This is a genomic window from Flavobacterium sp. 270 (assembly GCF_004368785.1).
Classification (GTDB): Bacteria; Bacteroidota; Bacteroidia; order Flavobacteriales; family Flavobacteriaceae; genus Flavobacterium.
This window is the reverse complement of the sequence record NZ_SODM01000002.1, coordinates 14420-27906: the sequence shown is the minus strand read 5'-3', so window position 1 is coordinate 27906 and position 13487 is coordinate 14420. Positions and strand designations below refer to the sequence as shown.

General features: G+C 34.7%; 9 protein-coding genes. 5 read left to right on the top strand and 4 right to left on the bottom strand.

Features of this window, described 5'->3' with window-relative positions:
• Window positions 1-129 precede the first annotated feature (129 nt).
• The 3 genes from EV144_RS07455 to EV144_RS07445 form a co-directional block, all read right to left on the bottom strand.
• A complete protein-coding gene (locus EV144_RS07455) occupies window positions 130-933 on the bottom strand; it encodes a helix-turn-helix domain-containing protein (RefSeq protein ID WP_134147621.1) in 804 nt (267 codons plus the stop codon).
• Window positions 934-1001: 68 nt separating this feature from the next.
• Window positions 1002-2417, bottom strand: a complete 1416-nt coding sequence (locus tag EV144_RS07450; RefSeq protein WP_134147619.1) for an aldehyde dehydrogenase family protein — start codon at window positions 2415-2417, stop codon at window positions 1002-1004.
• A gap of 182 nt (window positions 2418-2599) precedes the next feature.
• Window positions 2600-3424 carry a universal stress protein gene (locus EV144_RS07445; RefSeq protein ID WP_134147617.1) on the bottom strand — a complete coding sequence of 275 codons (825 nt, stop codon included), beginning with the start codon at window positions 3422-3424 and terminating at the stop codon, window positions 2600-2602.
• A 176-nt stretch (window positions 3425-3600) separates the two neighbouring features.
• Here EV144_RS07445 and rimP point away from each other — a divergent pair, with 176 nt between their 5' ends.
• From rimP to infB, 3 genes are read left to right on the top strand one after another with little or no spacing between them, the layout of a single operon-like run.
• Window positions 3601-4065 (top strand): ribosome assembly cofactor RimP, encoded by a 465-nt coding sequence (gene rimP, locus EV144_RS07440; protein ID WP_166670552.1) that lies wholly within the window; start codon window positions 3601-3603, stop codon window positions 4063-4065.
• A gap of 13 nt (window positions 4066-4078) precedes the next feature.
• A complete protein-coding gene (gene nusA, locus EV144_RS07435) occupies window positions 4079-5332 on the top strand; it encodes a transcription termination factor NusA (RefSeq protein WP_089052704.1) in 1254 nt (417 codons plus the stop codon).
• Between the two features lie 59 nt (window positions 5333-5391).
• Complete coding sequence (infB, locus tag EV144_RS07430; protein ID WP_134147613.1) at window positions 5392-8277, top strand: translation initiation factor IF-2; 2886 nt, start codon at window positions 5392-5394, stop codon at window positions 8275-8277.
• Window positions 8278-8432: 155 nt separating this feature from the next.
• Here infB and EV144_RS07425 read toward each other — a convergent pair whose 3' ends face one another.
• Entirely contained in the window at window positions 8433-8822 is a 390-nt protein-coding gene (locus EV144_RS07425) for an SPOR domain-containing protein (RefSeq protein WP_134147611.1), read from the bottom strand.
• 219 nt (window positions 8823-9041) lie between these two features.
• On the opposite strand from EV144_RS07425, the gene EV144_RS07420 reads away from it, so the two are divergent.
• Both EV144_RS07420 and EV144_RS07415 read left to right on the top strand, forming a co-directional pair.
• Window positions 9042-10373: a c-type cytochrome gene (locus tag EV144_RS07420; RefSeq protein ID WP_134147609.1), complete on the top strand. Its 1332-nt coding sequence runs from the start codon at window positions 9042-9044 to the stop codon at window positions 10371-10373.
• Window positions 10374-10405: 32 nt separating this feature from the next.
• Window positions 10406-13459, top strand: a complete 3054-nt coding sequence (locus tag EV144_RS07415) for a TAT-variant-translocated molybdopterin oxidoreductase (RefSeq protein ID WP_134147607.1) — start codon at window positions 10406-10408, stop codon at window positions 13457-13459.
• Window positions 13460-13487 lie beyond the last annotated feature (28 nt).

The following is a 13487-nucleotide window of genomic DNA, read 5'->3' as shown; positions in this document are numbered from 1 at the left end:
TGCAATAAATTTTCTGGAAAATTCCAAATAAGAAATTCCAAATTCCAACTTTTAAACTGATTAAGTTTTTAGAGTTGGAATTTGGAATTTCTTTTTAAAGCAGGTGTGAAATTGGAATTTACTTTTTCATTATAGGGAAGAAGGAACAACGCCAAATTTCTTTTTGAATGAAAAGGAGAAATGAGACAAATCTTCAAAACCAACATTTAAATATACTTCAGATGGAGCTTTTCCTTTTTCTTTAATTAAATAATAGGCTTCTTGAAGTCTTTTGTTTAATAACCAATGTCCGGGAGTTTCCTGAAATACTTTTTGAAAATCTCTCTTAAAGGTTGCTAAACTTCTTCCGGTAAGATACGCGAAACGATTTAAATGAACATTAAAATGAAAATTCTTGTTCATAAAAGCTTCCAGGTCTATTTTGCCAGGCTCATTAAAATCAAATAGGATATCTTTAAGTTCAGGGTTTATTTTTAGTAAAAGATGAATGGCTTCTTTAATTTTTAAATTAAACAAAACTTCATTGTTTTCCTGTTCGACTTCTAGATAAGATAAAAGCGAAGTCATAAAAGATTGGTATAATGGATGTGGATTTAGCGGAATTATGGCATCGTCCTGAGGTTTTTTTTCGGTTTTAAATTGGTATTCCTGATATATCTCACGTAAAATTTCCTGATCTAAAAACAAAGATATGACTTTGAATTCGCCTCCCTCTGGCGGGATTTTTACAAACTTGGCTAAATGATTTCTTTTGCTGATACGAAAATCACCAGCCTTAGAATGATACGTCTTTTTGCTGTCTGAAGCGATCATTTCTCCGGCTATTTGAAAACTAAACACGTGTTCGGGAATAAAATGTTCTCCTTCGCGACTTCGCGCAAAATAGCAGGAATATAATATTTTGGGTTTTGTACTTGTTTTGATTGATGACATAATGTAAAATTACTAAAAAGATACAGAAAGTTCGAGTAGAAAACTTTCTGTATCTAAAGATTTTTTAATTATCTAATTAAAGCTCTTGGTTCAAGATAAGCTTCAAGTCCAATTGTTCCAAACTCTCTGCCTATTCCAGATTGTTTAAATCCGCCAAATGGTGCCATTGGATCATGTCCGATTGTGTTTACCTGAACGCGTCCGGCATTTATTTGTGATGCAACTCTATATGCTCTTTCTTCGTCCGCAGAGCTCACATAAGCTTGTAGTCCGTAAGTGGTGTCGTTGGCGATTTCAATAGCTTCTTCTTCTGTTTTATAAGTAATAATAGATAAAACCGGACCAAAAATTTCCTCTCTTGCAATTCGCATTTGGTTGTTTACATTTACAAAAACGGTAGGTTTTACAAAGTTCCCGTTTTCTAAACCTGTTGGTTTTCCTAATCCACCAACTAAAATTTCAGCACCTTCATTAATTCCAATTTGAATATAGTTCTGAACGCGTTCAAATTGTTTGTTGCTTACCATTGGTCCTACAGCCGTGTTTTCGTTTTTCGGATCGCCTACAATTGTTTTTGAGGCAATGTTTGAAATTAATGTTTTTACTTCGTCTAATTTATTTTCCTGAACTAATAAACGCGTTCCGGCAACACAGGCTTGTCCGCTGTTCATAAAAGCCGCGGCAACTGCCATCGGAATTGCTTTTGATAAATCGGCATCGTCTAAAATTATGTTTGGAGATTTTCCGCCAAGCTCCAATGTTACGCGTTTTAAATTGTCTACTGCTTCTTTGGCAATCATTTTACCTACAACAGTTGAGCCTGTAAATGAAATTTTAGAAATATCTGGATTACGGCTAATTTCTGCACCCACAATTTCGCCTAAACCATTAACAATGTTAAAAACTCCTTTTGGTAAGCCAGCTTCGTGAAAACATTCCAGAATTAATTGTGTTTGCTGTGCACTCATTTCGCTTGGTTTTATTACAGTTGTACATCCGGCAGCAATCGCAGTTGCTAATTTTCCGCATATAAAACCGTTACTTGAGTTCCAGGGGATGATAATTCCGACAACTCCAATTGGTGCCATCTGAACTTCAGATTGTCCCATTGTTTTGTTGAAAGAATAAGTGCCTAATAAGTTTATTGCCGAGTCAAAACTTTTCAAAATATAATCAAAGCTAACTGTCGCAAATTGAAAAGTGCCTCCATATTCTTCAATCATTACATCTATGAATTCTTGTTTTCTCTTTTTAATCGAAGCCTGCAAGTTTTGTAAATATTGAATACGTTCTGCTTTAGTTGTTAGGGAAAATGTTTTAAAAGCTGTTTTTGCTGCTTCGATCGCGTCAATAGTGTCTTCTTTATTTCCTAAAAGAACTTGTCCTAATTTTTCATTAGTTGTTGGGCTTATAAGGTCAAAATATTCAGTTCCTTTTGGTGTTACAAATTCACCATTGATATAAATCTTGTCAATTGTTTTCATGTTGTTTTTATTTATGATTTTTATATTTGACAAAGTTCCTCACAAATGCTTGTTTTAACTTTGCTGGAAAGCTCAAGTTAACTTTGTTATAAAGCTCATTTTTTTTGCATAAAAAAAGCTTCCCGATCGAGAAGCTTTTGGTGTAATTAACTAAAAGTAATGTTGCTTACATATATTTTGATTTAAACTTTAAAAGTTATTACAGGTCTTACCGCATGATTTACCAAGCCTTCGCTAATACTTCCGTTAAAAAAGTGTGCAAAACCGGTTCTTCCGTGCGTACACATTCCGATGATATCGGCATTGACGCTATTGGAGAAATTAATAATTCCTTTTTCAATATTAGTGTCATTGTAAATGTTGGTAGAATAATTTGTCAGGTTAAATTCAGAAATAAATTCACCCATTGCTTTTTGAATTGCATGAGTAGGTTTAAAGCTGTTTGGTGTACAGATTGTAACCAAATGTATTTTTGAATCAAAGAATTTGGTGAAATTCAAGAATTTTTCAAATGGTTTTTTTGTTTCCGAAGAAAAATCAGAAGCAAAAACAATATTAGCGGCATTAAAATTAGAAATATCTTTCTTGATGACTAAAACCGGAATTTCAGAATTTCGTACTACTTTTTCGGTATTCGATCCTATTAATAATTCTTCAATACCAGAAGAACCATGAGACCCCATTATTATCAAATCAATATCATACTCTTTGCTAACTTGTGAAATTCCGTGGGTAGGCTTGTCTAGTTTTACAATTTCAGTCACAGGAATTCCGTCCAAATAAGGTCTTGCGGATACTTCGTCCAGCATTTCGTTGGCTTTTTTCATAAAAAAGAGCGTTTCAGGAATGCTTACACCGCCCATAATGGCATCAGTTGTTTGGTGTGGTAATTCGAGCATATGTAAAATGACAATTTCAGAATCATTTTTTTTAGCAATTTGTGAAGCAACTTTTAAAGCATCTTCTGCGTGTTCTGAGAAGTCGGTAGGTACTAAAATTCGTTTCATAATTTTTTGGGTTAAATAGTATGAATATTCCGTTACATTTAATGCTACTATAAAGATAAGAAATATTTTAGAGCAATCTATTTATTTTGATTTATAAAAAAAACACTATATTTGCACTGTTATTTATTAAAATCTAAATAATGAGGGGACTAATTGTCCCCTCTTTTTATAAAATTATGACATTTAAAGAAAAAGTAAACAGATTAATTACGGAGGCTCTTTTAGAAAAGCCATCAATCTTTTTGATTGACCTGGCTGTTTCGGATGCTTTCAAAATTAGTGTAGGTTTAGACGGTGATAATGGAGTGGCGCTGCAGGATTGTATCGATATTAGTCGTGCAATTGAGAATAATCTGGATCGTGAAGAGCAGGATTTTTCGCTGGAAGTAGCATCAGTTGGAGTAGGTTCTCCTTTAAAATTAACAAGACAATACAAGAAAAATGTAGGTAGAACGTTGATTGTTACCACAAATACTGAAAAAATTGAAGCAGAATTAGTGGAAGCTAATGATGTTTTTATAATTTTGTCTTGGGAAGCGAGAGAACCGAAAAAAGTAGGAAAAGGAAAAGAAACAGTTCAAAAAGAGCAACAAATACCTTATACAGAAATTAAAGAGGCAATTGTTACAGTAACATTTTAATTAAAGAATTCGCATGGAAAATTTAGCATTAATCGATTCATTCTCAGAGTTTAAAGATAATAAACTTATTGATCGTGTAACGCTTATGGCAATTTTAGAAGACGTGTTTAGAAATGCATTAAAGAAAAAATACGGTTCTGATGATAACTTCGATATTATTATAAATCCTGATAAAGGAGATATGGAAATATGGAGAAGAAGAGTTATTGTTGCTGACGAAGATCTTGATTTTGAAAATGAAGAAATTACTTTGACAGAAGCAAGAATGATTGAAGCGGATTTTGAAATTGGTGAAGAAGTTTCTGAAGAAGTTAAACTGATTGATTTAGGAAGAAGAGCTATTTTGGCATTGCGTCAAAACTTAATATCTAAAATTCACGAACACGATAATACAAATCTTTACAAGCAATTTAAAGATATTATTGGAGATATTTATACTGCAGAGGTACACCACGTGCGCCCAAGAGTAGTAATTTTGGTTGATGATGAAGGAAATGAAATTGTGCTTCCAAAAGAAAAACAAATTCCATCTGACTTTTTCCGTAAAGGAGATAATGTACGTGGAATTATTGAAAGCGTTGAATTAAAAGGGAATAAGCCTCAAATTATCATGTCTAGAACTTCTGAGAAGTTTTTAGAAAAATTATTTGAACAAGAAATTCCAGAAGTATTCGACGGTTTAATTACAGTTAAAAACGTAGTTCGTATTCCTGGTGAAAAAGCAAAAGTAGCGGTAGATTCTTATGATGATAGAATTGACCCGGTTGGAGCTTGCGTAGGTATGAAAGGATCTCGTATTCATGGAATTGTTCGTGAGTTAGGAAATGAAAATATCGATGTAATCAACTATACAAACAATATTCAGTTGTTTATTACAAGAGCACTAAGCCCTGCAAAAGTTTCTTCTATCAAAATTGATGAAGAAAATAAAAGAGCGGAAGTTTTCTTGAAATTAGAAGAAGTTTCTAAGGCAATTGGTAGAGGTGGCCATAATATTAAATTGGCAGGTCAGCTTACAGGTTATGAATTAGATGTAATTCGTGAAGGAGACGTTGCCGGTACAGTTGCAGACGAAGATGATGTTGAATTAACAGAGTTTTCTGACGAAATTGAAGAATGGGTAATAGAAGAATTTGCTAAAATAGGTTTAGATACAGCAAAAAGTATCTTAAAACAAGAAGTAGAAGATTTAGTAAGAAGAACAGATTTAGAAGAGGAAACAATTCTAGACGTTATGAAAATACTAAAAGAAGAGTTTGATAGCTAGGCGATAGCTGAGTATTGGCTCTAACAACACAACGAAAAAGGTAATAATAAAAAGGTTATATGTCTGAAGAGAGAGTAATAAGAATAAACAAGGTTTTAAGGGAATTAAATATTTCGTTAGAAAGAGCTGTTGATTATCTAAAAGATAAGGGAATTGCTATTGATGCAAATCCAAATGCGAAAATTTCTGATAGCGAATTTAATATCCTACAAAGCCAATTTGCGGGCGATAAGGGGAATAAGGAAGCTTCTAAAGAGGTTGGAGAAGAGAAAAGAAAAGAAAAAGAAGCGTTACGTGTAGAGCGTGAGAAAGAAATTGAAGACAAACGCAGACAAGACGAGGAACGTCAAAAGCAACAGGAAATTATAAAAGCGAGAGCTGTTGTAACAGGACCTGTTCAAGTAGGTAAAATTGATTTAAATCCAAAGAAACCTGCTGCGGTTGCTCCGACTGAAGAGCCGGTAAAAGTTGAAGAACCAAAAGTGGTTGTTACTCCTCCTGTTCAAACAGAAAAACCTGTTCAGAAAGAAATTGTACAGCCTGAGCCTGTGGTTGCTCCTGTAGTTTCTGAAGAGAAAAAGGTAGAAAAACCTATTATTACAGAGAAAAAAGAAGTAAAAGCTGAGACTTCAAAAACAGCTCCGGAACCAGTTGTTTCAACTGATCCTTCTACTGCAGAAGAAGCTATTACTACTCAATATCAAAAATTATCAGGAACGACTCTTACTGGTCAGGTAATTGACTTGTCTCAATTCAATAAGCCTAAGAAAAAGAAAGAAGATCCGAAGATAACTCCAAATAAACCGGGAGCTCCAGGAGCTGGAAATAATAATAACGCTAACAAAAATAAGCGTAAAAGAATCGCTCCTAAACCAGGTACGCCGGGTGCGCCAAGACCTGCAACAGGTAATGCGCCGGGAACTCCAAATCCAAATAAAATTACGCCAAATACTGGTGGTGGAGGTTTTAATGCTAACAGAAGTGCAAGACCAGGTTTTGTAAAAGGAAATCGTCCTGCAATCGTAGCAAAAGTAGAGCCTACTGAAGAAGAAGTAAAAAACCAAATTAGAGAAACTCTTGAAAAACTTCAAGGTAAAGGAGGAAAATCTAAAGCGGCTAAATATAGAAGAGATAAAAGAGAAACACACCGTCAGAAATCTGATGATGAGCAAAGAGCACTTGACGAAGGAAGTAAAACTATTAAAGTTACAGAATTCGTTACTGTAGGTGAAATTGCAATCATGATGGATGTGCCGATTACTAAAGTAATTGGAACTTGTATGTCGCTTGGAATCATGGTAACCATGAACCAACGTCTAGATGCTGAAACATTAACTATTGTAGCTGACGAGTTTGGTTATGAAGTTGAGTTTATCACAGTAGATATTGAAGAAGCTATCGAGGTAGTTGAAGATAAAGAAGAAGATTTAGTGGCTCGTGCGCCAATTGTTACTGTAATGGGTCACGTCGATCACGGTAAAACATCTTTACTGGATTATATTCGTAAAGAAAATGTTATCGCTGGTGAATCTGGGGGTATTACGCAGCACATTGGGGCTTACGGAGTAACTTTAGATAATGGTCAAAAAATTGCATTTTTAGATACACCAGGTCACGAGGCGTTTACCGCGATGCGTGCACGTGGAGCTCAAGTTACCGATATCGCAATCATTGTAGTAGCAGCGGATGATGATATCATGCCACAAACAAAAGAGGCGATTTCTCACGCACAAGCTGCGGGAGTGCCAATTATATTTGCAATCAATAAAATTGATAAACCAAATGCGAATGTTGAGAAAATCAAAGAGCGTTTGGCGAGTATGAATTTACTTGTTGAAGACTGGGGAGGGAAAATTCAATCACATGATATTTCTGCAAAAGTTGGAACAGGTGTGAAAGAATTACTTGAAAAAGTTTTATTAGAAGCGGAAATACTTGATTTAAAATCTAATCCAAATAAAGCAGCGCAGGGAACTGTAGTAGAAGCATTTTTGGATAAAGGAAAAGGATATGTTTCAACTATATTAGTTCAACACGGAACATTAAAAGTTGGAGATTATATGTTAGCTGGTAAACACCACGGAAAAGTTAAAGCGATGCATGATGAGAGAGGGCATATTGTTTTAGAAGCAGGTCCTTCAACTCCAGTATCAGTTTTAGGTTTAGATGGTGCGGCAACAGCTGGTGATAAATTCAACGTTTTTGAAGACGAAAAAGAAGCAAAACAAATTGCATCTAAACGTTCTCAATTAATGCGAGAACAATCAGTACGTACACAAAGACATATTACATTAGACGAAATTGGTCGTCGTATTGCTCTAGGTCAGTTTAAAGAATTGAACGTAATTCTTAAAGGAGACGTGGATGGATCTGTTGAAGCATTATCAGATTCGTTCTCTAAACTATCTACAGAAGAAATTCAGATCAATATCATACATAAAGGTGTTGGAGCAATTACTGAAACTGACGTTATGTTGGCTTCTGCTTCTGATGCAATTATTATCGGATTTAATGTTCGTCCTGCAGGAAATGCGAGACAGCTTGCTGATAAAGAAGAAATCGATATCCGTTATTATTCTATTATCTATGCGGCTATTGACGACTTAAAAGATGCAATGGAAGGAATGTTAGCTCCTGAAATGAAAGAAGAAATTCTTGGAACTGCTGAAATTCGTGAGATCTTCAAAATTTCTAAAGTTGGTTCTATTGCAGGATGTATGGTAACTGATGGTAAGATTTTAAGATCTTCTAAAATTAGAGTTATTAGAGATGGAGTAGTGGTGCACACAGGTGAGCTTGTGGCCTTGAAACGTTTCAAAGACGATGTTAAAGAAGTGAGTAAAGGTTACGACTGTGGTATCCAAATAAAAGGATACAATGACATCGAAGAAAGAGATGTTATTGAAGCATATCATGAAGTTGCAATCAAGAAAAAATTGAAATAAAATTCAAGTTTATAACAAAAAAAGTCCCAATGAAAATTGGGACTTTTTTTGTTATGTCTCTTTTTGAAAATCTTTTTAGGAAAGTATATATTGAGGCTTAATTAATAAAACGCATAAGTTGTTCTTAAGTGGCTTGTGTGTTGTTTTAAATGGGCTTATTTGCTGGGTTTAATTAAAAACACACTTTTGTATCTTTTTTTAATTTCCCCTAAATTACGCTCAGCTTCTATTCTTGTTTTGAAATTGCCAACCATTACTTTGTAATTCGGTGTGTTGAAAATGATAGTGCCGTCAATATCGGTATATTCTCTTTTAAAGTCTGATAAGGTCTTTTTAGCTTCCTCGCTTTTCCCGCTAAATATTTGAATTTTATAAGTATCGTTTGTGCTTAATGTATTGTTAATTTTCCTCTTGTCATTAAGTAATTGCTCAAATTTGGGATCTTGGTTTAATGTTAAATTTTGGTCTTGAGCGTTAATGCTATATGTTAAGCTTAGCATTGTCAGTGTTAAGAAAACACTTTTAGAGGGAGTTAAAATTCTCATAATGTGATGGTTTTTATGCAAAAATAGTATTTAAAGTTTGAGTGTAAAATTTTAATTTTATTTAGAATTGATATAAATTGGTATTTAAGAGTATTTTAAGGTTTTGAGAATAACTCATAAGTCGTATTTTTGTGCAAGTTTTAAAAGAAGGTATATATTTTTAACTGGTTTATTACAGAAAAAATCATACCAAAAATTAGTAGATAATTATTATACTATATGAAAAAGGTGGGTAACCATAATTCGATCTCAAGAAAATTAATGCTTAGCTTATCGCTAACGCTGATTTTCTCCCTAACTTCATTTGCTCAAGATGCTGCAGCTCCTGCGGCACCTGCAGCTGCTGCTCCAGCCGCAACAGCGGGTGGTGATCCAGTAAAAGGGAAAGAACTTTTTAATGCAAATTGCGCTGCATGTCACAAATTAGATGCTAAATCAACAGGTCCTGCTTTAAGAGGAGTTGCGGCTAAGCATGAAATGGCTTGGATTTACAAGTGGGTGCACAACAGTTCTGAAGTAATTAAATCAGGAGACGCTGTTGCAGTTAAACTTTTTGAAGAAAATAATAAGTCTGTAATGACTTCTTTTCCTCAATTAGCAGAAGCTGATATTGATAATATCATTGCTTATACTTCTGAAGTAAAAGTAGACGCAGCTCCTGCGCCAGGTACAGCTACATTGCCAACTGGTGGTGTTCAAGAGGGAAGTGGAATCTCAAATAATATTATTTTAGGTGCTCTTGCTTTAGTAATGGCTATTTTGGTTGTCATGTTAATCATGGTAAACAAGGTTTTAACTAAAGTTGCAAATAAAAATGGTATTGAGGTTGCTCCTAGAGAAGCTAGAACGCCAATTTGGAAAGCTTTTGCTAAAAATCAATTTTTAGTATTGGTTACTTCTATCTTTTTGCTTTTGGCAAGTGGTTACTTTGTATATGCTTACTTAATGCAGGTTGGTGTAGATCAAAACTACGAACCAATTCAGCCAATTCATTATTCTCATAAAATTCACGCAGGAGATAACGAGATCAATTGTAAATATTGTCACTCAGCTTCACGTGTAAGTAAAACTGCTGGTATTCCTTCATTAAATGTTTGTATGAACTGTCATAAAAACATCTCTGAAGTTGCTGAAACTACAGCTACAGCTGAGTACAGCAAAGCTTTTTACGATGCTCAAATCCAGAAATTATATGATGCTGTTGGTTGGGATAAAACTAAACAAGCTTATACTGGAAAAACGCAGCCTGTAAAATGGGTTCGTATTCACAACTTGCCTGATTTTGTTTACTTCAATCACTCACAACACGTTTCTGTTGCTGGAATTGAATGTCAAACTTGTCACGGTCCAGTGCAGGAATTTGAAATCATGAAGCAATATTCTAAATTAACAATGGGATGGTGTATTGACTGCCATAGAAAAACTGATGTTAAGATGGAAGGAAATGCATATTATGATAAAATTCATGCTGAACTTTCTAAAAAATACGGTGTAGAAAAATTGACTGCAGCGCAAATGGGAGGTTTAGAATGCGGTAAATGCCACTATTAATCGAATTATTAAGATTTTAATATTTATATACAATGTCATCAAACAAAAAATACTGGAAAAGTGTTGAAGAACTAGAAAATAGTTCTATTGTTGAGGCGCTTAGAAATAACGAATTTGTTGAAGAAATTCCTACTGAAGAATTCTTAGGAAATGCAGATGCTTTAGCTTCATCTGGAACTTCACGTCGTGACTTTTTAAAGTACGTAGGGTTTAGTACTGCAGCGGTTACACTTGCTGCTTGCGAAGGTCCTGTTCACAAGTCTATCCCTTATGTGTTACAACCAGAACAAATCATTCCTGGAGTTGCAGATTATTATGCAACAACTGTTTTTGATGGTTTTGATTTTGCTAACCTTTTAGTAAAAACTCGTGAGGGTCGTCCAATTAAAATTGAAAACAATACTATTTCTGGAGCTAAGTTTGCAGCCAATGCAAGAATTCATGCGTCTATCTTATCATTATATGATAGTATGCGTTTGAAAGAACCTAAATTGGATGGAAAAAATAGCAGCTGGTCAGCTGTTGATTTAAAAATTAAATCAAGTGTAGCTGATGCAAAAGCAAAAGGCGGACAGATAGTATTATTAACAAATACTTTAGCAAGTCCATCTACAGAAAGATTAATTGCTGAATTTATCGCGAAAAACCCAAATGCAAAGCATGTTGTTTATGATGCAGTTTCGTCATCAGAAGCATTAGATGCATTTGAAGCAGCTTACGGTGAAAGAGCTTTAGTTGATTATGATTTTTCAAAAGCTTCTTTAATTGTTTCTGTTGGTGCTGATTTCTTAGGAGATTGGCAAGGTGGTGGATACGATAGTGGATATGCACAAGGACGTATTCCGCAAAACGGAAAAATGTCTCGTCACTTTCAGTTCGAATCAAACATGACATTATCTGGAGCTGCTGCTGACAAGCGTATTCCGATGAATACTGCTAATCAAAAGCAAGCTTTAGTTGAAATTTACAATATTATTGCAGGTGCTTCTGTTGGAACTTCTTTAGATGCTAAATTTAAAGCTGATGTAGTTAAAGCTGCTCAGCAATTAAAAGCAGCAGGTTCAAAAGGAGTTTTAGTATCTGGAATTGAAGATAAAAATGCTCAATTATTAGTTTTAGCTATTAATCAAATTTTAGCTAGTGAGTCTTTTAGTACTGTAGGAACAAGACAAATTAGAAAAGGTTCTAATGCAATTGTTGCACAGTTATTAAAAGATATGAATGCTGGAAGTGTTCATACTTTAATAATGAGTGGAGTTAATCCTGTTTATACATTAGCAGATTCTGCTTCTTTTGTATCAGGATTGAAAAAAGTGAAAACATCAGTTGCTTTTTCTTTAAAAGAAGACGAAACTGCATCAATTGTTACAGTTGCTGCTCCTGCGCCTCATTACTTAGAGTCTTGGGGAGATGTTGAGATCACTAAAGGAACTTATAGTTTAACACAGCCAACTATTCGTCCGATATTCAATACAAAACAATTTCAGGAAGTTTTATTATCATTAAACGGAGTTTCTGGATCTTTCTACGATTATCTTAAAGTTAGTTCTGCAGGTATAGTAGTAGGTTCTACATGGAACAAGGTTTTACATGATGGTGTATTTGTAATAGGTTCTACAGCTTTAACTGCTGGTTCTTTTGATCATGCTTCTGCAGCATCTGCAGTTTCAAAATCAAAATCAACAGGAGATTACGAGTTAGTATTATATACTAAAACGGGTATGGGTGATGGACAACAAGCAAATAACCCTTGGTTACAAGAGTTTCCAGATCCAATCACAAGAGTTTCTTGGGATAACTATGTTACAGTTTCTAATGCAGATGCTAAAAAACTTGGTTTATCTAACGAAATTGTTGCAAATGGTGGTTTAAATGGTAGTTATGTTACTATTACTACTGCTGACGGTGCTAAATTAGAAAATGTTCCAGTAATTGTTCAGCCAGGACAAGCAGTTGGTACAATTGGTTTAGCTGTTGGTTACGGTCGTAAAGCTGCTTTAAAAGAAGAAATGCAAGTAGGTTTAAATGCTTACGCTTTATATAAAAACTTTAATGGTGTTCAATCTGTTTCTTTAGCGAAAGCTGATGGAGTACATGAGTTTGCTTGTGTTCAAGGTCAGAAAACATTAATGGGTAGAGGAGATATTATTAAAGAAACTACTTTAGAGATCTTTAATACTAAAGATGCTGAACATTGGAACGAACAACCAAGGGTATCTTTAGATCACCAAGAAGTTGCTGCTACAACAGTAGATTTATGGGAGTCATTTGATCGTTCTACAGGACATCATTTTAACCTGTCTATTGACTTAAACGCTTGTACTGGATGTGGAGCATGTGTTATTGCTTGTCATGCAGAGAACAACGTTCCTGTTGTAGGTAAAGCAGAGGTAAGAAGAAGTCGTGATATGCACTGGTTGCGTATTGACAGATATTACTCTTCTGAAAGTACTTTTGCTGGAGATAACGAAAGAAAAGAAAATATTGCTGGTTTATCTAGTTCATTGTCTACATTTAACGAAATGGAAAAACCTGGGGACAATCCTCAAGTAGCTTTCCAACCGGTAATGTGTCAACACTGTAACCATGCACCATGTGAAACAGTTTGTCCTGTTGCTGCAACATCTCACGGTCGTGAAGGTCAAAACCACATGGCATACAATAGATGTGTAGGTACTCGTTACTGTGCAAACAACTGTCCGTATAAAGTACGTCGTTTCAACTGGTTCTTGTACAACAAAAACAGTGAATTTGACTATCACATGAATGATGATTTAGGTCGTATGGTATTAAATCCAGACGTAAATGTTCGTTCTCGTGGAGTTATGGAGAAATGTTCTATGTGTATTCAAATGACACAGGCTACAAAATTAAAAGCGAAAAATGAAGGACGTCCAGTTGCTGATGGAGAATTCCAAACAGCTTGTTCTAGCGCTTGTTCTTCTGGGGCAATGATATTTGGAGATGTTAATGATAAAGAAAGTAAAGTAGCTAAATTAGCTGCCGATGAAAGATCATACCACTTATTAGAACATGTTGGAACAAAACCTAATGTGGTTTACCATGTTAAAGTTAGAAATACGTAGTACAAAAAATTATTAATTAAGAAACAAT